Source organism: Candidatus Binataceae bacterium (assembly GCA_035650475.1).
Lineage (GTDB): Bacteria > Desulfobacterota > Binatia > Binatales > Binataceae > JAKAVN01.
The window spans coordinates 108,698-134,638 of the sequence record DASRHP010000012.1 but is presented as its reverse complement, the minus strand read 5'-3'; the positions used below and the strand labels follow the sequence as shown (position 1 = coordinate 134,638).

The window sequence follows — 25,941 nt, the reverse complement described above, 5'->3', positions numbered from 1 at the left end:
CTGCGCGGCCGTCGCGCCGCCCGACGCGCGCCGCGTCCGCCGCGCAACCATCGCAACTCGCGCCTTGCCCGTCTCTCATGCGCGGGCCGTGCGCACTCTGCCCTGCGCCGCAGCGCCTGCGGAATGCGGCGCGAACTGCGGCATCACTTTGCTTGCGAACAATTCGAGCGAGCGCTCCGACTGCTCCTGGCTCAGGCTGCCCCACGCAAACGACAGGATCAGGTAATTGCATCCGCTCTCTTCGAAGAACCGGCCGACCGCGTCGGCGACCGCACCCGGCGAGCCGACGATCGCTGCCTCGTGCCGGCAGGCGAGGTCAAGGTCGTCGGTGAAGTGCGTCTCGACCGTGTAGAAGTCGCGCCACAGCTTCTGGAGATTGTTGTAATAAGCCTTGTAGGCCGGCCGCGCCTGAACCATCGCGGCGCTGTCGTCCGGCCCGACGTAAACGTGGCGTACCGCGCCTATTTTGGGCTCGGCAACCTGCGGATTGATGCTCTCAGGGCGGCGATGGTGTTCGCTCCAGGCGCCGCGGAAGGCCGCGGCCGATTTGCTCAGCAGCGCAGCCGTCCCGACACCGACCAGATTCATGCCGCGCCGCCCGGCATAGACGACGTGCTCGGGATTGGAGCTGGCGTACCAGAACGGCGGATTGGGCGTCTGCTTGGGCCGCAATTCCATCGGGAAGCCGCGTACGTTGTAGTGTTCGCCGCGATGGGCGATGCGCTCGTTGCGCAGCGCGGCGACGATCACGTCGAGCGCCTCCTCGAAAATCTCGCGCGACTCCAGGAACGGAACGTTGAAGTACGCCAGCTCAAAGGGCGACACACCGCGGCCGACCCCGACTTCCATCCGCCCGCCGCTTAGCTGGTCGAGCATGCAGATTTCTTCGGCGAGGCGGATCGGGTTGTACAGCGGCAGCAGGTAAACCAGCGGGCCGAAATGGATGCGCCGGGTACGCTGCGCCACCGCGCCGAGAAAGATTCCCGGCGACGGCGCCATCCCCAGCGGCGTCCCGTGATGCTCGGCGACGTGATAGCAATAGAAACCCGCTTGCTCGGCGAGCTCGAGCAGGCGCAGGCGTCCCTCGTAAAGCTCGCCGAGGTCATGATCGCGGCGCTCAATATGATCGAAAATTCCGAAAGCGAACTCCGCCATCGATTCGTCCCCCGTTGCGCCGCATCCTGCGCGCCTGCCCGCTCGGCAGCCGTCGGCGACGGCAGCCGTTTGTTAAATAGCATGCGCATTGGATAGCAACCACACGGTATATCCCGCTCACGTGAGATCAGGCGTCAGCGCTCTCCGGCGCCATCCTGCTCGCGCACGGCCGTCACCACCATCCGTTTGCCGAAAAGCAGCGCGGGCGAAAAGACGTGGCGCCGGATCTCGGCCGTCAGCACGGCTGGCGCCACGGTGCGACGATGCTGATTCGCCTTGCGCCGAAAGGCGAAAACCGATAGCCGCGACGCCCCATACATCAGCGGAACCATCCAGGCCAGCGCGAGTGATGAGGGGCTGAAGCGATCGGTGTGAACCTCGATCGCGCCAAACCCCGCCAGACGCATCAGGTAACGCAGCCGGAAGTAGTCGATGAGAAAGACGTGGCCGTGGTAGTAACGGCCGCCCGCGCGCCCGCGCAGGGTCTCGACTTCGTTGACCAGTCCGCGGCGCATCGTGCGCTGCCCCGTCAGCAGCATGCTCATCCGCGCGCCGAGATGCATCACGTTGGGCGTGGTCAGCACCAGGCGGCCGCCCGGGCGCAGCACGCGAGCGCACTCGCGGATAAAGCCGGCCTGATTTTCGAGATGTTCGATGCCTTCGCGAGAAAGCACCGTGTCGAAGGCGGCGGTGCGAAACGGCAGCGGCGCGTTGCAATCGGCGCGCGCCCATCCCGTCGCGGCAGAGGCGCCGCTCCGCGGCGGCGCGAACAGATCGGCGCCGACCACCTCGAACCCCATCCGTGCAAGCCGCGCCGCCTCGACGCCGTCGCCGGCGGGAATGTCGAGCAGGCGCCCGCGGCATTCCATCCGCTCGAACAAGGCGAAAAGATCGATCCGCGCGCGCCGCTTCCCGCTCACAAGGCAAAAGGCTTTAGCCGAGCCGCCGCGTGGGCGCAATCGCGCTCCAAAATCCGCGGCGCGGCCGATTGCGGGCGGCGCTGGCGCGCGGAATAATTGGCGGGCAAGTCGTCTGAAGATCGCCTCATTGCGATGACCGTCACATCGGCATCCACAACCGCGCCGGTCGCGCGCGCGCAGGACAAATCGGCGCAGGCCGCGATCAAAGCCAGCGGTCTGGATTTCAGTTACGGCGAGCGCGAGGCGCTGCGCGCGGTCGGGTTCACGATCGCGCGCGGCGAGATCTTCGGCTTTCTGGGGCCCAACGGCGGCGGCAAAAGCACGCTCTTCCGCCTGCTCTCGACGCTGGTGCCGATGCAATCGGGCAACGCGCACATCCTCGGCTACGACCTGCGCTCGGCGGCGCAACCGCTGCGGCGCAAGCTCGGTGTGGTCTTCCAGAGCCCCAGCCTCGACGGCAAGCTGACCGTGGCCGAGAACCTGGCCCATCACGGGCATCTTTACGGAATCCGCGGCGCGCGGCTGCGCGAGCGCACGCGCGCGATGCTCGAACATCTAGGCATCGAGGCGCGCGCGCGCGACCTGGTCGAGACGCTGTCGGGCGGGCTGCGCCGGCGGGTCGAGCTGGCCAAGTCGTTGCTGCACGAGCCCGAGCTGCTGCTGCTCGACGAACCGAGCACGGGGCTCGACCCCGCGGCGCGACGCGAATTCTTCAACCTGCTCGCGCAACTGCGCGAGAGCGACGGCGTCACCATCGTTCTGACCACGCACTACATAGAGGAGGCCGAGCGCTGCGATCGTATTGGCATCCTCGACCAGGGCCGGCTGGTGGCGCAGGCGCCGCCGGGCGAGCTCAAGCAAAAGGTCGGCGGCGACGTGATCATCATCAGCACGCCCGTGCCCGACGCGCTGCAGCAGGCTTTGGCGCGGGAGCTCAAGCTGCGCGCGGCGCTGGTGGACGGCACGCTGCGGATCGAGCGGCCGCGCGGGCACGAACTGGTGGCGCGGCTGGTCGATCAGTTCGGCGATCAGATCGAATCCGTCACCTTCGGCCGGCCGACCTTGGAGGACGTCTTCGTCCATCTGACCGGCCGCCGCTTCGTCGCCGGGCCGCGCGCCGAGGAGGGCCGCTGATGGGCGCGGTCGCTCTGCAACTGTGGACGCTGTGGCAGCGCGAGATTATCCGCTTTGCGCGCCAGCGCAGCGTGATCGTCGGCTCCTTCGTCCAGCCGCTCATCTTCTGGGTGCTTATCGGATGGGGCTTCCGCGCCTCATTCCGGCCCAGCGGGATGGCCACCGGGACCGATTACGTCGAGTACTTTTACCCCGGCGTGATCATGCTGGTGCTGCTGTTCACCGCGATCTTCGCGACGATCGCCATCGTTGACGACCGCCGCCAGGGTTTCTTGCAGGGCGTGCTGGTTGCGCCGATCGCGCGCGACACGGTGGTCGCGGGCCAGGCGCTGGGCGGCACCACGCTGGCGCTGTTCCAGGGATGCGTGTTCCTGGTGCTCGCGCCGCTGGCCGGGATCCGTCTCGGCGCAGCCGCCGTATGCGCCTCGATCGCGGTGATGGCGCTGATCGCGTTCGCCTTCAACTGCATCGGCCTGCTCATCGCATGGCGCATCGAATCGACCCGTGGCTTCCATCTGATTATGAACTCGATCCTGGTGCCAATCTGGTTTCTGTCGGGCGCATTTTTCCCCGCCGCCGGCGCGCCGGCATGGCTGCGCTGGGTGATGTGGCTAAATCCGCTGAGCTACGGGATGGCGGCGCTCAGGCGAGCGCTTTATCTGGGCGAGCCGCACGCGCTGGGCGCGCTGCCCGGCGCCGCGGCCTCGGTCGGGATCACGATCGTGTTCGCGGCAGTCGCGATGTGGCTGGCCGCGCGGGTTGCCCAGCGCAGCCAGGCCACCGCGGCTTGAGACCGTGCGGCGTGCCGCTCAATCCAGCGGGTCGAAATAGGTCTCGCGGCGGCCTTCGAAGTGGAATTCGCGCGCAAGCGCGATCCATTTTCGGTCGACGCCGTGCAGCGGCTCGGGCAGGCGCTCGAGCGGGAAGAAGCCCGCTTCCAGCGCTTCCAGCGGATTGGGTCTGAGCTCGCCGCCCTCGATCCGGCAGTAAAAGAGATGGGAGTAGATGTGGCGATGGACCGAGCCGGCCTTGCGGCTGTCGATCACCGCCATCAGACGAAGCGGGCGCACCACCAGACCGGTCTCCTCGAGCGCTTCCTTGGCGGCGTTCTCGGCCAGCGACGCGCCGACCTCGCAGAAGCCTGTCGGATACCACCAGCGCCCGTTGGTGCGCCGGATCATCAGGAGCTCGCCGCGCTCGTCGAATGCGATCACACCACATCCGCAGGCCGCGGTGACATAGCCGTCATAGCCTTCACGCACCTCCGCACGCCATCGCCGCCGCAGCTCCTCCGCCTCGCCGTCGCCGGCGCCGTCGAGCGCCGCGCGCATGGCCGCCGCCTCGCGCAGCATCTCCTCGTAGCGCTCGGCGTCGAAGCCGTGCGGGCTGAAGGCGAGCCCCGTACGCGCGACCGCGGCTGTGCGTTCGACAAAATGCGAAAGCGCGGCGAGCAGGCGGCTCATTGGACACAACCGGGCGGCGGGCTCAGCGCGCAGCGCGGCAGATCTCCCATGCGACCTGCGCGATCCCCGGCACGCGCGTGTCATAGGTCGCGAACATCGGGTCGTCGGCCTGCCCGCGCAGGTAGCGTGAGTAGCTGCCTTCCAGGATGATCGCCAGCTTGAAGAGCGAGAACACTTCGTAAAACGTGAAGTCGGTCATCGCGCGGCCCGCCTGCTCGCGGTATAGCTCGGCCATCTCGGCCCGGCTCAGATAGCCCGGCGCGACCTCCATGCTCGAAACCACCGCGCGGCGCTCCTCGCTGTCGCGCTGGTCGCTCCAGTAGGTGAGCATCCACCCGAGGTCGGCGAGCGGATCGCCGATGGTGGACATCTCCCAGTCGAACAGCGCGATGACCCGCGGGCGCGCGCCGCTGGGATCCCACATCACGTTGTCGAGCTTGAAATCGCCATGCACGATCGTGGGTGGCGGCGAGGCCGGAAAGTGCTGCTTGAGCCAGTCGCGTATCTCCGCCATCAGCGGCAGCGGGCGCGTCAGCGGCAGGGTCCGGTCGAGCTGGTCGATCCAGCGGCGCAGCTGGCGCTCGAGATAGCCGTCGGGGCGGCCGAAGCCTTCCAGGCCGACCGCGCGCCAGTCCACTGTCTGGAGCGCAACCAGAAGGTCGATGATGCCCTCGCTGATCGCGCGCCGGCGCTCCGGCGTGTCGGCGAAGCTCTTCTCGGCCGACGGGATGAGCCCGGAGCGGATCACGCTGCCGCGCATGTACTCCATCAGGTAGAACGGCGCGCCGATGTAAGCGGAGTCGTCGCAGGCGGCGTACACCCGCGGGATCGGCACTGGCGTGGGCTGGAGCGCCTTGAGTACGCGGTACTCGCGCAGCACGTCGTGCGCGGTGGGGAGCAACGGTCCGCGCGGCGGGCGGCGCAGCGCCCATGAATGGCCCTCAAAGTGGATCAGGTGAACTTCGTTGGAGTGGCCGAAGGAGATGTTCTCGCAGCGCAGGTCGTCGGCGTCGCCGAGCTTCTGATCGCGCAGGAAGCGGCGCAGCCCTTCGACGTCGATCGTGGCCGAGGGCCCGGTCTTTTCGTGTGTTTCCATCTTTGCTTCATTGCGGGCGCCGCCGTCGGCGGCACGCCGGTCTGACGATATGGCTATAACGTTCGGAGCGAAGCCGCCGCAAGAGCGTACCTCGGCGCCGGCGCCGGCGCGGCCGCCGGGGTTGCTTCGAACGGGCGGCTAGTAGAGGCCGGGCAGCGGTCCGACCGGATGCTGGAAGGGGCTGCGGCCGAAGGGGTTCTGGCCCACCGAGCCGATCCCGCCCAGCGTCACCATGAACTGGACAGCCGTCTCGTCGGGGTTGGTCGACTTGGTCACACCGACGTCAACCGCCCAGCAGTTGCACGGCGACTTGACGCGCACACCGTACTCGGCCGAGAGCAGCTTGCCGTGAACGATGTCATAGGAGGGAGCGACGAAGACGCCGAGCCGGTCGAACAGATCGTAGTAGGCGCGCAAGGTAAAAAACTCGAAAAAGTTCGAGTTGACGCCCGGTTCCAGCGCGCTCGGGCCGGGCGCGATATAGTTGTAGGAGATCTGGAGGAAAGAACCCATCAGTGCGCGGCCCATGTAGAGGCTCGGCGCGGCCGCCGAGCCGGGCGGCTGCAAGGTCAGATAGACGCTGGAGTAGCTGATCCGGTTTTCGCGCGGGTCGTAGCCCAGTTGCGAGCCGATCGACGACGACACCCCGGGCGGCGTCACGAAGGCGGTCGCCTGAAGATCGGACCAGCGCGAGCCGCCCTTGGCGACCGCGTGACTGGTGTCGTAGGCCTGCAGGAGCTGGAATTCGGCGATCTGCCGGACCATCCCGGCCTTCGGACCGACGCCTGCCGCGGCGACCGGCTGCTCTTCGTCGCTTTCTCCCGCGCTGGTGTCGTTAGTGAAAACCTGCGGCGCGGAACGGATAAAGATCCGCGAGGTCGCGCCATAGGTCAGAAGGCTGCGCCCGTTTATCCGATCGATCTCGTCGAACAGCGGCAGGTCGTTCTGGTCGATGTTCGGAACAAAGTTGTAATAAACGAAGGGCTCGATCGTGTGCTTAAGCTTGCTGATCGATTTCCAGTTGACGTCGTAGATTCTCTCGATAATGGTGCTGGCGCCGAAATTGGCGTAGGGCAGCTCACGCGAGAACATCCCGCCCTGCTCCAGCACCCCGCGCGACAGCGCATTGTTGTACTTCAATCCCTGGGTGCCCACCGGAGTGACCGCGATCTCGTGACCCGAGACGTCGTACACCGTCTCGTGCATCCCGAGCCCGCCCCATCCGTAGAGGTAGTCGCCCAGCCGCCACGGTACCGTCAGTTGTGGGTTGAGATCGAGCCGCGTGCCGGTTACGCCCTCGGAGCGCCAAAAGTTGTCCGCCTGCAAGTTGTAGTCGGCATACGCGAAGCCGCCAAACAGCTCCTTGCGCCCGCTCACCAGCAGCTCAGGCAGCGTCTGTAGGGCGAATTCCTGGGGCTGGATGAGGTCCTGGTTCCACACTCCGCCCAGGCGTGCGAAGCCGTTTTCGAAGCTGTCGATGACCCCGAAGTCGGCCGGCGCGTTGCGCATCGTGTTGTAGCTGTTGCCGAAGCCGCGCGAGAGCGTCCAGATATTCATCTCGCGCAGGTAGAGGCTGTCGCTGACCGAGATGGCGTCGGCGTAGGCGGTGAGCTCGGGCGTCAGATGCTGGCGCAGGGTGCCGATGATGTCGTAGCGATTGATCGGGATGTGGGGGTCGGCGATCTGGTTGTCGATAACGTCGCCGACTCGGCTCGCTTGCGAGCGCAGGCTCTCGTCCATGAACGCGCCGTCCACTCGCAGGTAGTCGTCGTCGCCGTTCTGCAGGCGGTATTCGGCAAGTGCGCCGACGCGCATCTTGGTCTCCACGTCGGAGGCGATCGTGAAGTCGGAGCTCTTGTCGATCGCCCAGTAGAACGGCTGCACGTACTGGAAGCCGCGCAGCCCCGAGGTCCCGACCCGCGGGCTCAGAAACCCGCTGCTGCGCGAGGTATCGGTCGGGAATATCGCGTAGGGCAGCGGAATCACCGGATGGCCCAACACGTCGAAATGCGCGTTGCGCGCTACGCCCTTGTCGCCGACGTGCACGTCGATGTCGGCCCCGGAGATCGACCAGTCCGGAGTATCGCCGCCGCAGCCGCAGGTCGTAAAGAAGCCGTCGGTCACCTTGTAGCGCTGGCCGAGCAACTTGTAGATCTTCTTACCGCTCAGCCGGTAGGTGTGGTTCGAGGCAATCAGCTTGCCGTCGGTCAGCTCGGCGGTCTCGTTGGCGTAATCGACCTTGGCCTCGGAACCGAACAGATCGCCGAGAGGATCATTGAGGTGGACGTTGCCGTAGGCGGCTGCGCGATGCTGGCGGCGTAGGAGCTCAATGCGGTCGGCGCTCAGCGTGCTCGCCGCCTGGGTGACCACGGCGTCGCCGGTCGCCACGAAGGTATCGGTCTTGTAATCGTACTCGAACCGGCGCGCGGTGACGTCGACCGGGCCGTGATGGGCCTGGAGGATAAGCGAGGTCTGGTTTTGAGCGCGCGCCGCGGACGCAGCGAGCGCACCCGCTGCGAACATCGCAGCCGCCAGGCCCAGCGCTTTAGATTGCAGCTTCAGGAAACAACCCCCGCCTGCCCTGCCGCCTGAGAAAATAGGGATAGACTTCGCCCACCAGGTAGACCGAGCCGGTCACCAGTATAACGTCGTCGGGGCCGCTCTCGCCCATTACCCGCTCCAGCGCGCGCAACGGCTCGCGGATTACGCGCGCGGGAACCTGCGCGGCGAACAGCGGCAGCAGGTTTTCCGGCTCCAGCGGACGCTTGGGCTGAACCCGCGTCAGGGTCGCGTCGCGCACGCGCGGTGCGAGCATCGCCGCCATTTTCGCCCACTGCTTGTCCTCGAGACAGCCGAAGATCAGGCGCGGCCTGACCGCCGGTCCGAGCTCCATCGCGACCGTTTCGAGCAGGGCGCTGATGCTGAGTTCGTTGTGCGCGCAATCCAGGATGACCTGCGGCCGGCGCGATACCACGTCGAACCGCCCCGGCCAGCGCACCGCATTGAGCCCCTGCCGTATCGCCCCCTCCTCCAACCGCCAACCCAGCGCCCGAAGGGCCTCGAGCGCCGCCAAGGCGATGGCGGCGTTCTCGTGCTGAAATGGCCCGGCTACCCCCAGCTCAACTTGCTCAAGGTTAAGCCCCAGACCGGAATAGTCAAGCCGATGAGCAGGGGAATGTGAACAATAAGTAAAGTCGCGCTCGATAAGCCGGACAGCGCTGCGGCGCTGGGTGGCGATCGAAGTCAACACGGTCCGCGCCTCGGGGTCGCGCGCGCCGATCACCACCGGCACGCCGGGCTTGATGATCCCGCCCTTCTCCGCCGCGATTGCCGAGATGGTATAGCCGAGACGGTCCATATGGTCGAACCCGATCGGCGTTATCACGCTCACCAGCGGCGTCACGACGTTGGTCGAGTCGAGCCGCCCGCCAAGCCCGGTCTCGATAACCGCAATATCGACCCCGGCCTCGGCGAAGTACAGGAACATCAGGGCAACCGTGAACTCGAAGAAGGTCAGCGCCAGCCCCGCGCGTTCGTAAATCACACGCAGCCGCTCGATATACTCGAGCATCATCCGCGCGGGCATCTCGGCGCCGTCGATTCGCGTGCGCTCGGTCAGCTGGACCAGGTGCGGCTTGGTGTAAAGCCCGACTCGCAGCCCCGCGGCACGCAGCACCGCGTCGAGCATCGCGGCCACCGAGCCTTTGCCCTTGGTGCCCGCGATATGGACCGCGCGCAGGCGGCGGTGGGGATCGCCGATCAGCGCCAACGCCTGGTCCATCCGCTCGAGCTTGTAGATCTCGCCCCGCCCTTCGAGCGAGTAGAGCCACTCCAGCGTCCGGGACATCCGTTCCATCGCGGCTGAATTCTAGCCCGAAGCGCGCGCGGAAGCCTAAAGGTAATGTGACCGCTTAATGGCTCCCGATCTTACGCCGCCCTGCGTCCGGCTGCCGGAGCGCTGAACGCTAGGCCGCCGTGCTCCGGCGGCGGCGCGGGCGCGCGGTGAGCATCGTCAGCAACCGGGCGAGCGTCGCGCGCATCTCCGCGCGCGGCACGATCGCGTCGAGCATCCCGTGCGCAAGCAGAAACTCGGCGCGCTGGAACCCCTCGGGTAGCACCTGGTTGGTGGTCTGCTCAATTACCCGCCGCCCGGCAAAGCCGATCAGGGCGCCCGGCTCGGACAGGTTGAGGTCACCGAGCATCGCAAACGACGCCGCCACCCCGCCCGTGGTCGGGTCGCACATCACCGAAAAATAGGGCAGGCAAGCGTCGCGCAAGCGACCCAGCGCGCCCGCCACCTTTGCCATCTGCATCAGCGAGAGCGCACCCTCCTGCATCCGCGCGCCCCCGGAGGCGCAAAAGATCACCACCGGCAGGCCCCGCGCGAGCGCGTGCTCGACGAGCCGAAAAAGTTTCTCCCCCACCGCCGTGCCCATGCTCCCGCCCATGAAGTTGAAGTCCATCACCCCAAGCGCGAGCGCCTGGCCCTCGATCTTGCCCACGCCGGTGACGACGGCGTCGTTGCGCCCGCAGGCGCGCTGGGCCTGCGCGAGCCGCTCCGGATAGGGCTTGGAATCGCGAAACTGGAGCGGATCGCCGGCCGCTATCTCGGCGAAGAGCTCGCGCCAAGTGCCGCGGTCGAGCGTGATCGCCAGCCGCTGCTCGACCGTGAGGCGATGATGGAAGCCGCACTTGAGGCAGACGTTGAGATTACGCTCGACCTCCTTGCGAAACGCGATCTCGCGGCATCCGGGACATTTGATCCACAAATCTTCCGCGGCTGCCGCGGCCTGGGCTGCGCTTGGCTGCTCGCTATGCGTCCGTTCGCCCATCGTTCAACCCTCCGCCGCCATCGGCCCCTAGCTCAGCCTTGCGCCGCGGCCTCGGCGCGGGCGCGCGCCGCGCGCATCGCGGCCTTCATCGCACCTACCAGTTCGCCCACCGCCGCGGGGAGCCCGGAGCCGGCGCCCTCGCGCTCGATTATCAACGAAAGCGCGCTGCCAACCACCACCGCGTCAGCGAAGACGGCAACCGCCGCCGCCTGTTCGGGTGTCGAGATTCCAAATCCGACGCCCACCGGGAGTTTGGTCATGGCGCGCAGCGCGCGCACGCGTTCCTCGAGATCGACCGCGAGGCTGGTCCGAGCGCCGGTCACTCCGGTGACCGAGACGTAATAGAGAAAGCCGCTGCCCACGCGAGCGGTCCGCCGGGCACGGTCGGCGGGCGTGGTCGGCGCGAGCAGATAGATCAGGTCGAGCCCATGAGCGTGGGCCGGGCGCGCCAGTTCGCCCGCCTCCTCGGGTGGCAAATCGACGACCAGCAACCCGTCAACGCCGGCGCGCGCGGCATCGACGCACAGCCGCTCGCATCCGTAGCGCAGGATCGGATTGTAGTAGCCGTACAGGATGATCGGAATTTCGGTTTCGCGCCGCAGCTCGCCGACCGTTGCCAGGATCGCGGTCAGCGACGCTCCCGAGGCAAGCCCGCGCGCGATCGCGCGCTGGTTGGCGGGGCCGTCGGCGGTAGGATCCGAGAACGGCACACCGAGCTCGATAAGGTCGGCGCCGCGCGCCTGAAACTCGCGCACCAGCGCGCGCGTCGCGTCGAGGCTGGGGTCGCCGGCGACGATGAAGGGCACCAGCGCGGCCTCGTTGCGCGTGCGCAGCTCGGCGAACTTGCGCGCGATCCGCCCGCGCCCGATTGCGGACGCTTTGGGCATGGTGCCCGCGGCGCCTTCGCTCGTCGCTCGCTCGCTCATCGTATCGCCCTCACGGCGTCACGCCCAATGCGCGCGCGACGGTCTGCATATCCTTGTCGCCGCGCCCGGAGAGGTTGACCACTATAACCCGGTCTTTCGCCATCGTCGGCGCGACCCGCGCCGCGTAAGCAACCGCGTGCGCGCTTTCCAGCGCCGGGATGATGCCCTCGCTCTCGGCGAGCAGGCGCAGGGCTTCGAGCGCCTCGGCGTCGGTCACTGTGAAGTATTGCGCGCGGCCGACCTCCTTGAGCCATGCGTGCTCGGGGCCGACGCCCGGGTAATCCAAGCCGGCGGCGATCGAGTGGGTTTCGCGAACCTGCCCGAGCTCGTCCTGCAACAGGTAGGTACGATTGCCGTGCAGCACACCGACGCTGCCGGCATTCAGCGTCGCGGCGTGCGCCGCTCCGTTGAGCCCGAGCCCGCCGGCTTCGACGCCGTACATGCGCACCTGGTGGTCGCGGATAAACGGGTAGAAAAGCCCGATCGCGTTGGAGCCGCCGTTGACGCACGCGACCAGTGCGTCGGGCAGCCGACCCTCGTATTGGAGAATCTGACGGCGTGCCTCGCGCCCGATCACCGACTGGAAGTCGCGCACGATCATCGGGTACGGATGCGGCCCGGCGGCGGTGCCGATCAGGTAGTAGGTGTCGCGCACGGTCGCGATCCAGTCGCGCAGCGCCTCGTTGAGCGCGTCCTTGAGGCTGCGGCTGCCGGCGTCCACCGCGGTGACCTTGGCCCCGAGCAGTTTCATCCGAAAGACGTTGAGCGACTGGCGCTCGACGTCGAGGCTGCCCATGAAGACCTCGCACTGGCGCTGGAAGAGCGCCGCCATCGTGGCGGTTGCCACGCCATGCTGGCCGGCGCCGGTCTCGGCCGTGATCCGCGACTTGCCCATCCGCACGGCGAGCAGCGCCTGGCCGAGCGTGTTGTTCACCTTGTGCGCGCCGGTGTGGCAGAGATCTTCACGTTTCAGATAAATTTTCGCGCCGCCCAACCGGGTGGTCAGATTGGCCGCAAAATAAAGCGGCGTCGGACGTCCCACGTACTCGCGCGAGTAGCGCTGCAAATCGGCGCGGAAGGCCGGGTCGCGCCGCGCGACCCGGTAAGCGCGTTCCAGCTCGACCAGCGCAGGCATCAGGGTCTCGGCGACATAACGACCGCCGAACTCGCCGAAGTGCCCGTGCCTATCTGGAAGATTTTGCATTCGCGACAAAGCTCCTGAGTTTATCCGGATCCTTGACCCCCGGCGCAGACTCGACGCCGCTGGCAACATCCACCGCGTACGGCCTGAGCGCGGCCGCCTCGGCGACGTTGTCCGGCGTGAGCCCGCCCGAAATGAATACCCGCTTGAGATCGAGGCCGTGCAGGCTCTGAAGCGGGCGCGCGCGGCCGGTCCCGCCGTAGAGGGCGGGATGGAACGTGTCTACTAGAACATAATCGGCCTTGACCGAAGCGAGCGCGGGCGGCTCGGAGCTGCCGCGCAGTCTGAGCGCGCGGATCACCGGCACCGGCCATCCCGCAAGCGCGTCGTCGTCCTCGTCGCCGTGGAATTGCAAAAGGTCGAGCCCCAGTGCGTCGAGCCGTTCCCGGATGTAGGCCCGCTCGGCGTTGACGAAAACGCCGACCAACCGCGCGCGCCGGCCGACTGCGTCAACGACCTGCGCGGCGCGCTCGATCGGGAGGCATCGCGGGCTCGGCGGATAGAAGTTGATTCCGATCATGTCGGCGCCGAGGCTCGCCGCCATGTCGGCGTCTTCGGGCAGCGTGACGCCGCAAATCTTGACCCGTACCCCCATCGCGCCCCTGCCCTAGCTCTCGCGGTCCGCGCGATGGTCGAGCGCCGCGCACAGCTCGGCGAGCCGCGCGCGCGGATTGCCGCCGCGCAGCAGGCTCTCGCCGATCAGGAAAGCGCGCGCGCCGGCGCGGTCGAGGCGGCGAATATCGGCCGGCGCGTTGATTCCGCTCTCGGCAACCACCAGCGCGCCGCCCCGATAGTCCGCCAGCAGGCGCTCGGTAACGGCCAGGTCGGTGACAAAAGTATGAAGGTCGCGGTTGTTGATTCCAATGAGTTCGGCGCCGACGCGCTCGGCAGTGCGCATTTCACCCGCATTGTGAACCTCAACCAGGGCTTGAAGACCGAGCTCGCGCGCAAGCTGGTAAAGCGTCCGCAACTCGTCCTCTTTCAGCATCGCGGCGATTAGAAGCACGCAGTCCGCGCCGGCCGCACGCGCTTCATGGAGCTGGTAAGGATCAAAGATGAAATCCTTGCGCAGCAGCGGCAGCTTCACGGCGGCGCGCACCGTCCGCAAATCTTCGAGCGATCCTTTAAAATGCCGATCGGTCAGAACAGAGATGGCCGCGGCGCCGCTCGCCTCGTAGTCGGCTGCGACGGCCGCCGGATCGAGGCCGGTCAGAATATCGCCCTTGCTCGGCGAGGCGCGCTTTATCTCCGCGATTACCGCCGGCCGGCGCGCGCGCAGCGCGGCCAGGAAATCGCGCGGCGCGGACGCGCGATGCGCCTGCGACTGGAGCGCGGCGAGCGGAACGGCGGCGCGCCGGGCGTCGAGTTCGGCGCGCTTGGCGGCGAAGATGCGGTCAAGAATCGAGCCCCCGCCCGAATTTGAAGTTGCACTTGAGGTCATGCCGGCTCCCCCTGGCTCGCCCGGCGCATCCGCTCGACCACGTCCAGCGCGCGGCCCGAGGCGAGTATCGCGCGCGCCAGCGCCACGCCCTCCTCCAGCGACGCTGCACGGCCGCCGACGTAAATCGCCGCCGCCGCATTGAGCGCGAGCACATCTTGCGCCGCCCCTGGCGCGCCGGCAAGCGTGCGCCGCAAAACCTCGGTCGCCGCCTCAGGATCGGCCGCCGCAAGCGCGGCCGCGTCGCCCGGCTCGATTCCCAACTGCTGCGGGCGCATCTCGTACTCGTGGATCGCAGTACCGCGCACTTCGGCGACGCGCGTCGGCCCCGCCAGCGACAGCTCGTCGAGCCCGTCGGCTCCGTGCACCACCATCGCGTGCTCGACGCCGAGCGCGGCCAGCGCCTCTGCCATCAGGCGGACCAGCCGCGGCTCTGCCACGCCCATCAACTGGCGGCGCGGGCGCGCCGGATTGCTCAGCGGCGCAATCAGGTTGAACAGCGTGCGCACGCCGAGCGCCCGACGCAGGCCGGCGAGGCGAGCGAGCGCCGGATGGTACGCCGGGGCGAAGATGAAGCAGCATCCGGCCGCGCGCAGGCATCGCCGCAGCCCCTCGGGATCGAGATCGATCCTGACTCCCATCCGTTCGAGGACGTCAGCCGCGCCGACGCGCCCGCTTATTGCGCGATTGCCATGCTTGGCGACCGGCACACCCGCCGCCGCCGCGACCAGCGCCGCGCCGGTCGAGATGTTGAACGTGCCGGCGCCGTCGCCGCCGGTGCCCGCGGTATCGAGTACCGCGCCGCCGTCAAGCTCGAGCGCGCGCGCCCGCGCCCGCATCGCGCGCGCCCCGCCGGTCAGCTCGCCCGCGGCCTCGCCCTTGAGCTTGAGCGCGACGAGGAATCCGGCCACCAGCGCCTCGGGAGCGGCGCCGTCGAGCACCTCGGCCATCGCGGACTCAGCCTCGGTCGCGCGCAGGGAGCGGCCGGCGAGCACGGCGGCAAACGCCGAGCGCAGATCGTTGACGGCGCCGCTGTCCCGATGGTTCAAGCGGCCACCATCCTGAGGAAGTTGCCGAGCAGATGCTTGCCCTCGGCGGTGCCGATCGACTCGGGGTGGAACTGGATGCCCTCGATGGGGAGCGTGCGATGGCGCAGGCCCATCACCTCGCCCTCGGCAGTGTGCGCGCTAACCTCGAGGCAGGCCGGAATCGAGCCGGCGGCGACGAGCAGCGAATGGTAGCGCATCGCCTCGAACGGATTGGGCAGCCCGGCGAAGATCGTCGCGCCGTCGTGCAGGATCGGCGAGCTCTTGCCGTGCATCAGGCGCGCCGCGCGCACCACTTTGCCGCCGAAGGCTTCGCCCACGCATTGGTGGCCGAGGCAGACGCCCAGGATCGGCAACTCGCCCGCCATCTCGCGCAGCAGCGTTACCGAAACGCCGGCCTCTTTGGGCGTGCAGGGGCCGGGCGAGATCACGACCGCGTCGGGCTTGAGCGCGCGCACGCCGGCGACGTCGATCGCGTCGTTGCGGCGCACTTCGACCTCCGCCCCGAGCTCGCCCAGGTACTGCACGAGGTTGTAGGTGAATGAGTCGTAGTTGTCGATCATCAGGATCCGCGCCATCGCCATCATCTGTCCCGCGCGGCGCTCTCGAAATCACGCGCCGCGCTAAGCGCGCGCACCATCGCACGCGCCTTGTTGACCGACTCCTCGTACTCGGAGGCGGGGTCGGAGTCGGCGACCACGCCGCCGCCGGCCTGGATATAGACGCGGCCGCCTTTGACAAGGATCGTGCGCAGCGCGATCGCGGTGTCGGTGTTGCCGGTATAGCTGAAGTAGCCGACCGCGCCGGCATACACGCCGCGGCGCACCGGCTCCAGCTCGTCGATTATCTCCATCGCGCGGATCTTGGGCGCGCCCGACACCGTGCCCTGCGGAAAGGTGGCGCGAAAGGCGTCGTAGGCGTCGCAGCCGTCGCGCAGCGTGCCGCGCACGTTGGAGACGATATGCATCACGTGCGAGTAGCGCTCGACCACCATCAGCTCGGTGACCTCGACCGAACCGATCCGGGCGACCCGCCCGACGTCGTTGCGCCCGAGATCGACCAGCATCACGTGCTCCGCGCGTTCCTTGGGGTCGGCGAGCAACTCGCACTCCAGCCTGCGGTCTTCGGCCTCGGTCGCGCCACGCCGCCGGGTGCCGGCAATCGGCCGCAGCGTGATCTCGCGCCCCTCCACCCGCACCATCACCTCGGGCGACGCGCCGACGAGCGTGTGGTCGTCCAGCCGCAAGTAGAACATGTAGGGCGACGGATTGATGGTGCGCAGGCTGCGGTAGAGGTTAAACGGATGGGCGGTGAGCGGCGCCTCGAAACGCTGCGAGGGCACTACTTGGATAACGTCGCCCGCGGCGACGTACTCCTTGGCCGCCTCGACCATCGCCATGTAGCCCTCCCGGGTCTGGTTAGAAACGATATTGATCTCGCCGTTGGCGGCGGCGCCCTCCAGACGCGGCACCCGCGCTGGCTCGCGCAGCCGCGCCGCCAGCTCGTCGATCTTGGCCGTCGCCGCGTTGTAGGCCGTGCGCGTCGAGGGGTAGTCCTCCAGCGAAACATTGGCCACGATCTTCAGCGTCTGCCGCACGTTGTCGAAGATCAGAACCGTGTCGGTCAGCATCATGTAGAGGTCGGGCGTGCCGAGATCGTCGCGCGTGTTTGCGGGCAGGCGCTCAAAGTGGCGCACGATGTCGTAGGCGAGGAAGCCCACTGCGCCGCCGAAGAAGCGCGGCAGCGCGGGCGTCTCGGGTGCGCGGAACCGCCGCATCTCCTCGCGCAGGCCGTCGAGCGGGTTGGCCACCGAGCGCACCTCGACACTGCGCCCCGGGCGCACGAGGTCAAGCCGCGTGCTGCGCCCGCGCAGCACCATTGCTGGCTCCGCGCCGAGGAAGGTGTAACGCCCCCATTTCTCGCCGCCCTGCACGCTCTCGAGCAGAAAGGCGTAGTCGCCGCGCGCGACCTTGAGGAAGGCGCCCACCGGCGTCTCGAGATCGGCGGCAATCTCGCGCCAGACCGGAATCAGGTTGAAGCCGCGCGCGGCGATGGCTTCGAACTCGCGCTGACTCGGCTCTAGCATTGAACCTCTCCCCACCTGTTTGCGGCGCGCGATGCGTGCGATCCGAAGCGGTCCAAAACAAAGGGGCCGCCGGACGACTCGCCCGCGGCCCCTTAAAAAACCTTCTCGACTCGTGAAACTACGACCCCGGGGCACAGGCGGGCGCGACGGTGCGCCAGCACCAACGCCAGTCCGCCTTATGCTTGAGGGCCATCGATTGCATTGCGTCTAAGTAAGCCAGCCCGCCGGCCGCTTGTCAATCCGAGGAATCGTCGGCGCCGGAATCGGCGCCGACGCCCGCATCCAGAGCGCCCGCATTCGCCGCGCCGCTCGCGGCCGCTCCGGCCGCGCTCGCGCGCTTGACGTAGCGAGCGGTGTAGGCAGCACGCAATTGCGATTGCGCGGCGCGTGCGTCTTCCTGGCTCGGATAGGGGCCGACTTCGACTTTGTACCACGTCCCACCGTTGATCAGGGTGGGAATGATGTGCGGCGTATAGCCGAGCGCGAGCAGCCGCGACGCCATCTTGTCCGCGCCCGAGCGATCCATCGCCGCATCGATCACGATGTTGTAGCCACGCGGATGCGACTCGGCGGCTGACGCGCCGGCGCGCTCCTCGCGAGCGCGCGCGCCCGCGCGTTCGGCTGCGGCCGAAACGGCGGCCGCCGCGGTCTCAGCCTGCGCCGGCGCTGCCGGACGAGGCGGCGGCGCGGAGGCGAGCGCGGGACGCGGCGGCGCCGGATGCTCGGCGGCCGCGGGCTTTTCGGCCTGCGGCTTCGGCATTGCGGCGGGCGGCGGCGCGGCCGACGCTACCGCGGCGCGCGCGGCCGGCGCAGTTGCAGAGGGCGCGACAGCGCCAGCGGCCTGCGCTTGCGTCGGTTGCGCAGCCGCCGGTACAGCCGCGGCGGGCGCCACCGCCGCGGTCTGATTCGCCGGCGCTGGGGCGGCCTCGGGCGCAGCCGGCGGCAACGGATAGGTGGTGGCGAGCTGGTCCTGGTTGAGCGCGCTCTGCGCCATCTCGCGCCCCGAGATCATCCCCAGGAAGAAAACCGCTGCGGACAGTCCCAACAGCCCCAGCAGGATTACGAATCCGCCACCCGGACCAATTTCAAAGCGCATGCGTCGTTCTCACATCCGGTCGGGAGCGCTCACGCCGAGCAGCTCGAGCCCGTTTGCAATTCCCTCCTTGAGCAGGCGCGCGAGGAACAGCCGCGCGACGCTCAGCTCGCGCTGGTTTCCGATTATACGATTCGTCGGCTTGTTGTAGTAGCGGTGGAAATCGCCTGCCAGTTCGAGCAGATAGAAGGGCACGCGATGCGGTTCGAGGTTCTCGACCGCCTCGCGCACCACGTCGGGCAGGCCGGCTAGCTTGCGCGCCAGCCCGAGCTCCTCCTCGGAAAACAGGTCGAGAGCGATCCGCGCGACGTCTGCGGGGAGCGTGAGGCCGGCCTTTTCGGCCTCGCGAAACACGCTGGCCAGCCGGGCGTGGGCGTATTGCACGTAGAACACCGGGTTCTCCGGCGCTTGGCGCTTGGCGAGGTCGAGGTCGAAGTCGAGATGGCTGTCGCTTTTGCGAAAGAGGAAGAAGAAGCGCACCACGTCAGCGCCGACCTCGTCGATGAGCTCATCGAGCGTGACATAAGTCGCCTTGCGCGTGGACATCTTGACCTTCTCGCCGCCGCGCGTGAGCGTCACGAACTGGTAGATGATCGCGCGCACCGGCGAAACGTCATAGCCCAGCGCGCGCACCGCCGCGAGCACGCCTTCGTGTTCGGCGATATGGTCGGCGCCGAAGACGTCGATCACCAGGTCGAAGCCGCGCTTGAGCTTCTCGATATGATAGGCGATGTCGGGCGTGCGGTAGGTCGGCTCGCGCTCCGGCCCCGAGCGGATCAGCACGCGATCCTTGGGCAGCCCCAGCGGCTCGCCGCGCAGCCACACGGCGCCGTCGTACTCGGCAATCAGCCCGCGCGCGCGCAGCCCCTCGATCACCGCCTCCACCTGGCCGCCACGGATGAGGTCGAGCTCGTTGGTAAAGACGTCGAAGCCGATCCCGAGGCGCGCGCAGGTGCGGCGGATGTCGGCGAAGATCGCTTCCTCGGCGGCCGCGCGGAAAACCTCGAGCTGTTCGGAATCGGCGAGCGCCGCGCCGTGGCGCGCGACCAGCGCGGCGGCAATCTCGCGGATATACTCGCCCTGGTAGCCGTCCTCGGGCATCGGTGCGTCCCGCCCGAGCGCTTGGAGATAGCGCGCGCGCACCGACTCGCCCAACAGCCGCATCTGACGCCCGCCGTTGTTGAAGTAGTATTCGCGGGTGACCGCGAAGCCCGTCGCCTCGTGCATCCGCGCGATCGTGTCGCCGAGCACGGCGTTGCGCCCGTGGCCGACGGTGAGCGGCCCGGTCGGATTGGCGGAGAGAAACTCGACCTGGACCTTGCGTCCGGCGCCGATCTGCGGACGCCAGAAGCGCCGGCCCTCGGCGGCGGCGCGGCGCAGTTCGCCGTGCCAGAACGCGGGCGCCATCCGGAAGTTGATGAACCCGGCGCCGGCGACCCTCGCTTCCGCGACCTCGGGCGGCAGTTCGAGATGCTCGCGGATTATTTCAGCGATCGCGCGCGGCGGCTTGCGCTCGCCCCGCGCCATCACCAGCGCGACGTTGCTTGCGATGTCGCCGTGGGACGGATCGCGCGGCGCTTCGACCGCCGGTGCCGGCGGTGGCGCGCTCGCAAGCTTGCCCGCATCGCGCGCGCGCGCGATCGCAGCGCTCAGGATGGATACGATCAGGTCTTTCATCACGTAGCTTGGACAACGGCTCCGCGACATCTAGCGCCGCGCAAACTTAACCTCCTCAATCTGCGTCCTTTCGAAGGCGACGCCGTCAAAGCTGACTACCCCTCCTGTAAAGGAGGGGGCGGGGATTAGGTCACGCGCCCTGCGCAGTGACCTCCAATCAGCTAATCGTGCCAGATGGGGCGCGTCAGTTGTAGAGGGTGCGCGCCCCGGCGGCGCCCCTTGAGCATCGCAGGTGTGATAAGTACAGCATGCGCTCGCGGGCGCTTCCGCTCCGCTGCCCGGCGGAGGAGGTGGCGCAGCGCCTAACAACTGCGGAGGTTATCGCGATGGTCAAGGTGTCGGTGATGCTCAAGCGCAAGCCGGGGATGAGCGAGCAGGAGTTCCATCACTACTGGAAGAACGTGCACGGGCCGCTGGTTCTGGGCGTGACTGAACTGATGCGCCACTTCCGCAAGTACGTCCAGTGTCATAGCGTGGCCGGCGCGCTCGGCGACACGCCCGGCGCAGGCTCGGGCTTCGATGGCATCGCCGAGCTATGGGCCGACAACCTCGACGAGGTCCGCCGTGCCTTTGCCGAGCCGCGTTACCTCGAAGTGGTGCGCGCCGACGAGCACAAGTTCCTCGACCTTCCCAATTGCCAGTTCATGGTGACCGAAGAGGTGCCGATGATGGCGCGGTAGGCCGAGCACCCAGACGTCGATTTACCGCGCGGAGGCTTGCGAAGGACGACATGGATCTCGAACTGGGCGGCAAGGTCGCGATCGTAACCGGCGCCAGCAAGGGAATCGGCCGCGCCACGGCGCTTGCGCTGAGCGGCGAAGGCGCGGCGGTCGTGGTCTGCGCGCGCGGCGCGGCGGCGCTAAAACAGACCGCGGCCAAGGCGCGCCGGCGCGCAGGCGCCAGGGTGGTCGCCGTGCCGGCCGATCTGACGCGGGCCGCGGCGATCAACGAGGTGGTCGCGGCTTCATCCACGGCGCCAACGTCACCATCGACGGCGGCACCACGCGCGGCCTGATGGGCTGAACGCACACCCTGCCGCGCAGCGCCGCTTAGAGGACTCATCACCCGCAGGACGGACGCAAAGCATGGCCAAGGGACCGATCGGAACGCTCGACCACATCGCATTGGCGGTCAGAAGCATCGCCGAGGCACGCAAGTTTTACGAAGGCGCGCTCGGCGCAACCTGCATGTACGAACATTCCAACGAGGAGGCCGGCTTCAGGTACGCCGAGTTCGACCTCGGCGGAACGGTGATCGAGCTGCTCGAACCGCTGCGCGCAGACTCCTTTCTGCACCGCTTCCTCGAGCAGCGCGGCGAAGGCTTCCATCACATGACCTTCAAGGTACCCGACGCGCGCGAGCGCATCGCAGAGCTCAAGGCCGCAGGCGTGCGGATTGTTGACGAGAAGACGCACTCGCCCGTCTCCTATGAGGCGTTCATCTCGCCGCGCTCATCGCACGGCGTGCTGATCCAGCTCGGCTCTGGCTTCCCTACCCTGTCGCTCGACCCGGAATGGGAAAAGGTGGTGCCGTCACTGCATCTGGACAGATACGGCCGCAAGTGAGCGGCGCACCTAATCCAGCGGCCAGCTCGCCGTGAAGCTCGGCCGCGCCTTCATCCGCTCCCACCACGCGCGCAGGTTCGGAAACTCGGCGCCAATGGCGTAGCCGGCCCGTTCGTAGGCGTGCAAGTGCGGCACGAACGAGATGTCGGCGAGGCTGAGCATTCCCCCGGCGAAGTACTGCCGCCCACCAAGCTCGCGGTCGAGCCAGACAAAATGCTTGAGCATCTCCTGCTCGCCCTCAGCGATCTTCGCGCGGTCGCGCTCGGGCTCGGGTTTGCGCATCTGCCAGACGATCTTGTACAGCGACGGTGCCATGTAGGCGTCCGAATAATCTTCGAAAGCACGCGCCCGCGCGCGCATCGCGGGGTCGTGCGGCAGCAGCGGCGGCCTGGGATACTTGTCTTCGAGATACTCACCGACGATGGTCGAGTCGTGGACGATAACCCCCTCATCAATCAAGGCCGGCACCTTGCCGACCGGGTTGATTGCGAGATACTCGGGTTTCTTATGCTCGCCCGCGGGCAGATCGAGCCAGGTGGTTTCCCATTGGAGCCCTTTTTCCAAAAGGGCGATGCGCGTCTTGCGCGCCCAGGGTCAGGGCTTGTAGTCGAACATCTTGAGCATCGTGGGCCCTCCGTCCGCCCACGATGCTAGTGAGGCGCGCGCGCCAGCGTCAAGCCGCGCGCGCGCCGCGAGCTGATCAAAATGGCTTCGCGCAAGGCTCCATCCGCAAAGAGCACCGCTGCGCCAGGAGCGGCGTGGAAGATGCCGCCGCTGATCAAGGTGTACGAGGCGCTCGGAGCGCTCGGCGACGGCCGCGTGCGCGAGGCGGGCGGCGGCGGGGCCGAGGTCGTGTCGTCCGATCGCAGCAAGACCTATCGCGTCGAGGTGTCGGCCGACGGGCGCGAGGTCAGCTCCAACGACAACGCGTCGTACTGGCAGGGGTATCTGGGCTACCCGGGAATCGCCGTGCTGCTTGCGCGCGGATTTCTGAACGCCCGCAATGAGACGATCCGCGCGCTTAGCGGCATCCCCTGGAAGCAAATCAATCGCAGGTTCAGGAACGACTACGCGCGCGCGACGGCCGAGGTCGCGCGCATCGTGGCCGAACGCGGCGGCGACTTCGCTAAGATCCGGGCCGAGGCCGAGTCAATTCTCGGCGCCCTGCGCGAGTTAGGCCCGCGCCGCGGCGTCCGCCGCCGCCCCGCTCAATAGCTGCGGCGCGCCTTCCATAGCCCCTGCTCGATCAAGCCGCCGCCCTGCATGCAGGTGTACGAGCCCTGCATCGCGTCGCCGACAGGACGGCCGCTGTACATGCAATCCGAGCCGTCGGGCATCATCACGCGAATCGAGAGCATCTTCGCGTTCACGCTACCCCTGGCGATTTTTCCGGTTTCGTTCATGTTGAGGCAGTTCATGTTGCCGAAGGCGCACTTGTAGAACCCGCTGACCTCGGTGTCCTTCTGAAACAGGGTGAGCGTGATGGCGTTGACCGCACCGCATCGCGTCTCGTCCATCATCATGATCACGTTGCAGTTGGCCCACAGCTGCCCCTGCCAGACACCGGTCACGCCGGCGTCCTCTCTGGGTACGCCGGGGCTGGTCGCCTCGACCGGATGCAGGGCGCCGCCCTGGTCGCCGCCGGTCGCGGCGCTCTGCGGCACCGCCTGCCCGGTGGAAACCGGCGCGGATGACGGCGGTTCCTCTGCGTACTGCGGCGCGTTGGCGGCGCATCCCTGAAGCAATGCGACGCAGGCGGCCAGGGCAGTATACGCGGCTAAAGCGGCAATACGCGTCGGCAAAGTCCTCATCGGATGCTCGCCCTCGAAAAACGCTCGCCACCCTTCGCGTACAGGACTGAGTGACTGTGTTCCTTGTGCTGCCCAGCGTCAACAGCCGATAGCCGAGGTATCAGCGCCATCCCAGGCCGGCACGTCCTCGGCTCTGTCAACGCCCTTCGCGCGGACGCGGTTCCCGCGCCATCGCCGCCGAGCGGACCGGGCCGGAGCTAATCGATACGCAGGCGCTCGGCGAGGCGGCTGAAGCGGCGGCGCTCGTCCGCATTGCGCACCGCCTGCATCAGGGCGTTGCGCGTACCGACCAGTACGCAGACGCGCTCGGCGCGCGTGATCGCCGTGTACAGCAGGTTGCGCCGCAGCATCAGGTAGTGGCTCGGATGGAGCGGGATGACGACGGCGGGGTACTGGCTGCCCTGGCTCTTGTGCACCGAAATAGCATAGGCAAGGCCGAGTTCGTCGAGTTCGGCGAGGTTGTACTCGGCGCGGCTGTCCTCGAAGGCGACGCCGGCGCTGCCGCGCTCGGGATCGATCGACACGATGCGTCCGATCTCGCCGTTGAAGACGAGCTTGTCGTAGTCGTTGCGCAGCTGGATCACGCGGTCGCCGACGCGCAGCGCGCGCTCGCCTGCGCGCAGTTCGCGCCCTGCCGGGTTGAGCAGCGCCTGGAGTTCCAGGTTGAGCGCGTGGGCGCCGAGCGGCCCGCGATTCATCGGGGTCAGCACCTGGATTTCGCGCGGGTCGCGCAGCGCGAAGCGCTCGCCGAGCAGGCGATGCTGTACGAGCTGCTTGATCGTGGCGACGATATCCTCGGGCGCGCTGCGCTCGAAGAAGAAAAAATCGCCCGCCGCGTCGTTGGCGGTCTCGGGCATCTCGCCGCGGTTGAGGCGATGGGCATTGGCCACGATGAGGCTCTGACGCGCCTGACGGTAGATCTGGCGCAGCTCGACCACCGGCACGAGCCCCGAGGCGATTATGTCCTTGAGCACGCTGCCCGGGCCGACCGACGGCAACTGGTCGCGGTCGCCGACCAGCAGCAGCGAGCTTCCGGCGGGCAGCGCCGCGAGCAGGCTTGACGCGAGCTCGAGGTCCATCATCGAGGCCTCGTCGATCACCACGTAGCTGGTGCGCAGCGGAAAGGCTTCTCCGCGGATGAAGCCGCCGGTCTCGGGCGAATACTCGAGCAGGCGATGGATGGTCTTGGCTTCACGGCCGCAGGCCTCGGCCAAACGGCGCGCTGCGCGCCCGGTCGGCGCAGCCAGCGTGGGTTTGACCCCGGCGTGTGCCAGTGCCGCGAGCAGCGAGCGCAGAATGGTCGTCTTGCCGGTGCCCGGGCCGCCGGTTATCACCGTAACCTTGCTCATCAGTGCCGTGCGCAGCGCCGCGCGCTGCTCGGCCGAGAGCTCGATTCCGCCGCCGCGCACGCCGGCCTCCAGCGCGCGTTCGACCACCTGGCGGCCCATCGCGCGCCCCTGGGTCAGCCGGCGCAGCAGGCGTGCAACGTTGACCTCGGCGTCGTACAAACGGCGCAGGTAAACCGCGCGCTCGCCTTCGCCGCCTACTTCCTCGCAGGCGACTTCGCCATCGGAGACAAGGTCGGCAAGCGCGTCGGCGGCGAGCGCCGGGTCCATCTCGAGGCCGTCGCGGAACTGATGTTCGAGGTAGCCGAAGGGGGCAAAGACGTGCCCCTCGTCGGCCATCCGCTCGAGCAAAAAGACGATCGCCGCGCGCGCGCGTTGGATCGAATTCTTCGGGATGCCGAGCTTTTCGGCCACGGCGTCAGCGGTGCGAAAACCGATCCCGGCCACGGTGCGCGCCAGCACATAGGGGTCGCGCCGCACGATTTCAAGCGAGTCGCGGCCGTAGAGCTTGTGGATGCGGCGCGCGTGGGCGGCCGGGATGCCATTGCCGCGCAGGAAGACAACCAACTCGCGCAGCCCCGAGGAGTCGCGCCACGCCGCCGCAATTCGCTCCGCCACCACCGCGCCCAACCCGCGCACCTCGCGCAGGCGCTCGGGGGCGTCGTCGAGCACGGCCGGGAGCGTGTCGCCGAAGCGCTCGGCGATGCGGCGCGCGAGCGCGGGCCCGACGCCCTTTATCTCAGCGGCGAGGTAGCGCTCAAGCGCAGCGACCGAGGCCGGGCGAATCGTATCGTAGTCTTCGACCCGGAATTGCTCGCCATACTTCGGATGGCGTTCGAAGCGGCCGCGCAGGCGCAATCCGGTGCCCACGTCGAGCCCAGCCAGGTTGCCAACCACGTTGACGCGCCGGCGCAGCTCGTCGTCGCTGCGCTCGAGCACGGCCACCGCGTAGCCGCTCTGCTCGTTGACGAAGAGCACCTGCTCAAGGGTGCCCTCAATAAGCTCGTCTTGATGATCGCTTTCAGCCACCGGCCCGGATGCCGCTCCCGCCCTCGGCCCATACACACGCGTGTTGCCGCAGCGAACGCTGATGGGGTTCAAGAATTACTCGCACCGACCCACGCGTCCAGTCGGCTGACCGTCGCCGCATCG

Annotated in this window: 25 protein-coding genes and 1 pseudogene; 6 read left to right on the top strand and 20 right to left on the bottom strand. The window is 67.9% G+C overall.

Annotated elements, in window-relative coordinates:
* Positions 1–75 precede the first annotated feature (75 nt).
* Positions 76–1,155 carry an LLM class flavin-dependent oxidoreductase gene (locus tag VFB33_12185; protein HZO82442.1) on the bottom strand — a complete coding sequence of 360 codons (1,080 nt, stop codon included), beginning with the start codon at positions 1,153–1,155 and terminating at the stop codon, positions 76–78.
* Between the two features lie 134 nt (positions 1,156–1,289).
* Positions 1,290–2,075, bottom strand: a complete 786-nt coding sequence (locus VFB33_12180; GenBank protein HZO82441.1) for a class I SAM-dependent methyltransferase — start codon at positions 2,073–2,075, stop codon at positions 1,290–1,292.
* Positions 2,076–2,207: 132 nt separating this feature from the next.
* Between VFB33_12180 and VFB33_12175 the strand changes: the two genes are divergently transcribed.
* Positions 2,208–3,209 carry an ATP-binding cassette domain-containing protein gene (locus VFB33_12175; protein ID HZO82440.1) on the top strand — a complete coding sequence of 334 codons (1,002 nt, stop codon included), beginning with the start codon at positions 2,208–2,210 and terminating at the stop codon, positions 3,207–3,209.
* Positions 3,209–4,000 carry an ABC transporter permease gene (locus VFB33_12170; GenBank protein HZO82439.1) on the top strand — a complete coding sequence of 264 codons (792 nt, stop codon included), beginning with the start codon at positions 3,209–3,211 and terminating at the stop codon, positions 3,998–4,000. The genes VFB33_12175 and VFB33_12170 overlap by 1 nt, the downstream gene beginning before the upstream one ends.
* An 18-nt stretch (positions 4,001–4,018) precedes the next feature.
* Here the strand turns inward: VFB33_12170 and VFB33_12165 are convergent, their stop codons facing one another.
* From VFB33_12165 to argS, 14 genes are all read right to left on the bottom strand, one after another.
* Positions 4,019–4,672 (bottom strand): NUDIX domain-containing protein, encoded by a 654-nt coding sequence (locus tag VFB33_12165; GenBank protein HZO82438.1) that lies wholly within the window; start codon positions 4,670–4,672, stop codon positions 4,019–4,021.
* Positions 4,673–4,694: 22 nt separating this feature from the next.
* On the bottom strand, positions 4,695–5,768 hold the full coding sequence (locus VFB33_12160; GenBank protein HZO82437.1) for a phosphotransferase family protein: 1,074 nt from the start codon (positions 5,766–5,768) through the stop codon (positions 4,695–4,697).
* Positions 5,769–5,906: 138 nt separating this feature from the next.
* Positions 5,907–8,291 (bottom strand): LPS assembly protein LptD, encoded by a 2,385-nt coding sequence (gene lptD, locus VFB33_12155; protein HZO82436.1) that lies wholly within the window; start codon positions 8,289–8,291, stop codon positions 5,907–5,909.
* Between the two features lie 22 nt (positions 8,292–8,313).
* The gene (locus VFB33_12150; GenBank protein ID HZO82435.1) at positions 8,314–9,624 is read right to left on the bottom strand and encodes a folylpolyglutamate synthase/dihydrofolate synthase family protein; all 1,311 of its coding nucleotides are present in this window, start codon (positions 9,622–9,624) and stop codon (positions 8,314–8,316) included.
* 109 nt (positions 9,625–9,733) lie between these two features.
* Positions 9,734–10,600: an acetyl-CoA carboxylase, carboxyltransferase subunit beta gene (gene accD, locus VFB33_12145; GenBank protein ID HZO82434.1), complete on the bottom strand. Its 867-nt coding sequence runs from the start codon at positions 10,598–10,600 to the stop codon at positions 9,734–9,736.
* Between the two features lie 32 nt (positions 10,601–10,632).
* Entirely contained in the window at positions 10,633–11,526 is an 894-nt protein-coding gene (gene trpA, locus VFB33_12140) for a tryptophan synthase subunit alpha (protein HZO82433.1), read from the bottom strand.
* Positions 11,527–11,536: 10 nt separating this feature from the next.
* The gene (gene trpB, locus VFB33_12135) at positions 11,537–12,730 is read right to left on the bottom strand and encodes a tryptophan synthase subunit beta (GenBank protein ID HZO82432.1); all 1,194 of its coding nucleotides are present in this window, start codon (positions 12,728–12,730) and stop codon (positions 11,537–11,539) included.
* The gene (locus VFB33_12130) at positions 12,711–13,322 is read right to left on the bottom strand and encodes a phosphoribosylanthranilate isomerase (protein ID HZO82431.1); all 612 of its coding nucleotides are present in this window, start codon (positions 13,320–13,322) and stop codon (positions 12,711–12,713) included. Before VFB33_12130 ends, trpB begins: the two co-directional genes overlap by 20 nt.
* A gap of 12 nt (positions 13,323–13,334) precedes the next feature.
* Positions 13,335–14,168 (bottom strand): indole-3-glycerol phosphate synthase TrpC, encoded by an 834-nt coding sequence (gene trpC, locus VFB33_12125; GenBank protein ID HZO82430.1) that lies wholly within the window; start codon positions 14,166–14,168, stop codon positions 13,335–13,337.
* A complete protein-coding gene (gene trpD / locus VFB33_12120; GenBank protein HZO82429.1) occupies positions 14,165–15,214 on the bottom strand; it encodes an anthranilate phosphoribosyltransferase in 1,050 nt (349 codons plus the stop codon). The genes trpC and trpD overlap by 4 nt, the downstream gene beginning before the upstream one ends.
* Complete coding sequence (locus tag VFB33_12115) at positions 15,211–15,789, bottom strand: aminodeoxychorismate/anthranilate synthase component II (GenBank protein ID HZO82428.1); 579 nt, start codon at positions 15,787–15,789, stop codon at positions 15,211–15,213. Before VFB33_12115 ends, trpD begins: the two co-directional genes overlap by 4 nt.
* A gap of 5 nt (positions 15,790–15,794) precedes the next feature.
* On the bottom strand, positions 15,795–17,297 hold the full coding sequence (gene trpE, locus VFB33_12110; protein HZO82427.1) for an anthranilate synthase component I: 1,503 nt from the start codon (positions 17,295–17,297) through the stop codon (positions 15,795–15,797).
* 235 nt (positions 17,298–17,532) lie between these two features.
* Positions 17,533–18,393: an SPOR domain-containing protein gene (locus VFB33_12105; protein ID HZO82426.1), complete on the bottom strand. Its 861-nt coding sequence runs from the start codon at positions 18,391–18,393 to the stop codon at positions 17,533–17,535.
* A 9-nt stretch (positions 18,394–18,402) separates the two neighbouring features.
* Positions 18,403–20,067: an arginine--tRNA ligase gene (gene argS / locus VFB33_12100; GenBank protein HZO82425.1), complete on the bottom strand. Its 1,665-nt coding sequence runs from the start codon at positions 20,065–20,067 to the stop codon at positions 18,403–18,405.
* A gap of 326 nt (positions 20,068–20,393) precedes the next feature.
* Here argS and VFB33_12095 point away from each other — a divergent pair, with 326 nt between their 5' ends.
* From VFB33_12095 to VFB33_12085, 3 genes are all read left to right on the top strand, one after another.
* Positions 20,394–20,747 (top strand): EthD domain-containing protein, encoded by a 354-nt coding sequence (locus tag VFB33_12095; GenBank protein HZO82424.1) that lies wholly within the window; start codon positions 20,394–20,396, stop codon positions 20,745–20,747.
* 50 nt (positions 20,748–20,797) lie between these two features.
* Positions 20,798–21,082, top strand: a complete 285-nt coding sequence (locus VFB33_12090; GenBank protein ID HZO82423.1) for an SDR family NAD(P)-dependent oxidoreductase — start codon at positions 20,798–20,800, stop codon at positions 21,080–21,082.
* 70 nt (positions 21,083–21,152) lie between these two features.
* Positions 21,153–21,632, top strand: a complete 480-nt coding sequence (locus tag VFB33_12085; GenBank protein HZO82422.1) for a VOC family protein — start codon at positions 21,153–21,155, stop codon at positions 21,630–21,632.
* A gap of 9 nt (positions 21,633–21,641) precedes the next feature.
* On the opposite strand, the gene VFB33_12080 is transcribed toward VFB33_12085, so the two are convergent.
* Together VFB33_12080 and VFB33_12075 are read right to left on the bottom strand one after the other, a co-directional pair.
* Positions 21,642–21,947 (bottom strand): glutathione binding-like protein, encoded by a 306-nt coding sequence (locus VFB33_12080; protein HZO82421.1) that lies wholly within the window; start codon positions 21,945–21,947, stop codon positions 21,642–21,644.
* Between the two features lie 78 nt (positions 21,948–22,025).
* Positions 22,026–22,214, bottom strand: a pseudogene (locus VFB33_12075) (glutathione S-transferase N-terminal domain-containing protein).
* Between the two features lie 183 nt (positions 22,215–22,397).
* Between VFB33_12075 and VFB33_12070 the strand changes: the two are divergent.
* A complete protein-coding gene (locus VFB33_12070; GenBank protein HZO82420.1) occupies positions 22,398–22,847 on the top strand; it encodes a hypothetical protein in 450 nt (149 codons plus the stop codon).
* Here the strand turns inward: VFB33_12070 and VFB33_12065 are convergent.
* A complete protein-coding gene (locus tag VFB33_12065; protein HZO82419.1) occupies positions 22,841–23,443 on the bottom strand; it encodes a hypothetical protein in 603 nt (200 codons plus the stop codon). The two genes, VFB33_12070 and VFB33_12065, sit on opposite strands and share 7 nt — an antisense overlap.
* 197 nt (positions 23,444–23,640) lie before the next feature.
* A complete protein-coding gene (locus VFB33_12060) occupies positions 23,641–25,818 on the bottom strand; it encodes an ATP-dependent RecD-like DNA helicase (protein ID HZO82418.1) in 2,178 nt (725 codons plus the stop codon).
* Positions 25,819–25,941: the final 123 nt, after the last annotated feature.

Coding starts and splice junctions, on each gene's coding strand:
- VFB33_12090 (HZO82423.1), top strand. CDS start 20,798: ATGGATCTCGAACTGGGCGGCAAGGTCGCGATCGTAACCGGCGCCAGC.
- VFB33_12065 (HZO82419.1), bottom strand. CDS start 23,443: ATGAGGACTTTGCCGACGCGTATTGCCGCTTTAGCCGCGTATACTGCC.
- VFB33_12095 (HZO82424.1), top strand. CDS start 20,394: ATGGTCAAGGTGTCGGTGATGCTCAAGCGCAAGCCGGGGATGAGCGAG.
- VFB33_12070 (HZO82420.1), top strand. CDS start 22,398: ATGCCGCCGCTGATCAAGGTGTACGAGGCGCTCGGAGCGCTCGGCGAC.
- VFB33_12170 (HZO82439.1), top strand. CDS start 3,209: ATGGGCGCGGTCGCTCTGCAACTGTGGACGCTGTGGCAGCGCGAGATT.
- VFB33_12105 (HZO82426.1), bottom strand. CDS start 18,393: ATGCGCTTTGAAATTGGTCCGGGTGGCGGATTCGTAATCCTGCTGGGG.
- VFB33_12130 (HZO82431.1), bottom strand. CDS start 13,322: ATGGGGGTACGGGTCAAGATTTGCGGCGTCACGCTGCCCGAAGACGCC.
- VFB33_12085 (HZO82422.1), top strand. CDS start 21,153: ATGGCCAAGGGACCGATCGGAACGCTCGACCACATCGCATTGGCGGTC.
- lptD (HZO82436.1), bottom strand. CDS start 8,291: ATGTTCGCAGCGGGTGCGCTCGCTGCGTCCGCGGCGCGCGCTCAAAAC.
- VFB33_12165 (HZO82438.1), bottom strand. CDS start 4,672: ATGAGCCGCCTGCTCGCCGCGCTTTCGCATTTTGTCGAACGCACAGCC.
- VFB33_12175 (HZO82440.1), top strand. CDS start 2,208: ATGACCGTCACATCGGCATCCACAACCGCGCCGGTCGCGCGCGCGCAG.
- trpB (HZO82432.1), bottom strand. CDS start 12,730: ATGCAAAATCTTCCAGATAGGCACGGGCACTTCGGCGAGTTCGGCGGT.
- argS (HZO82425.1), bottom strand. CDS start 20,067: ATGAAAGACCTGATCGTATCCATCCTGAGCGCTGCGATCGCGCGCGCG.
- VFB33_12185 (HZO82442.1), bottom strand. CDS start 1,155: ATGGCGGAGTTCGCTTTCGGAATTTTCGATCATATTGAGCGCCGCGAT.
- accD (HZO82434.1), bottom strand. CDS start 10,600: ATGGGCGAACGGACGCATAGCGAGCAGCCAAGCGCAGCCCAGGCCGCG.
- VFB33_12160 (HZO82437.1), bottom strand. CDS start 5,768: ATGGAAACACACGAAAAGACCGGGCCCTCGGCCACGATCGACGTCGAA.
- VFB33_12080 (HZO82421.1), bottom strand. CDS start 21,947: ATGGCACCGTCGCTGTACAAGATCGTCTGGCAGATGCGCAAACCCGAG.
- trpE (HZO82427.1), bottom strand. CDS start 17,297: ATGCTAGAGCCGAGTCAGCGCGAGTTCGAAGCCATCGCCGCGCGCGGC.
- trpC (HZO82430.1), bottom strand. CDS start 14,168: ATGACCTCAAGTGCAACTTCAAATTCGGGCGGGGGCTCGATTCTTGAC.
- VFB33_12150 (HZO82435.1), bottom strand. CDS start 9,624: ATGGAACGGATGTCCCGGACGCTGGAGTGGCTCTACTCGCTCGAAGGG.
- VFB33_12115 (HZO82428.1), bottom strand. CDS start 15,789: ATGGCGCGGATCCTGATGATCGACAACTACGACTCATTCACCTACAAC.
- trpA (HZO82433.1), bottom strand. CDS start 11,526: ATGAGCGAGCGAGCGACGAGCGAAGGCGCCGCGGGCACCATGCCCAAA.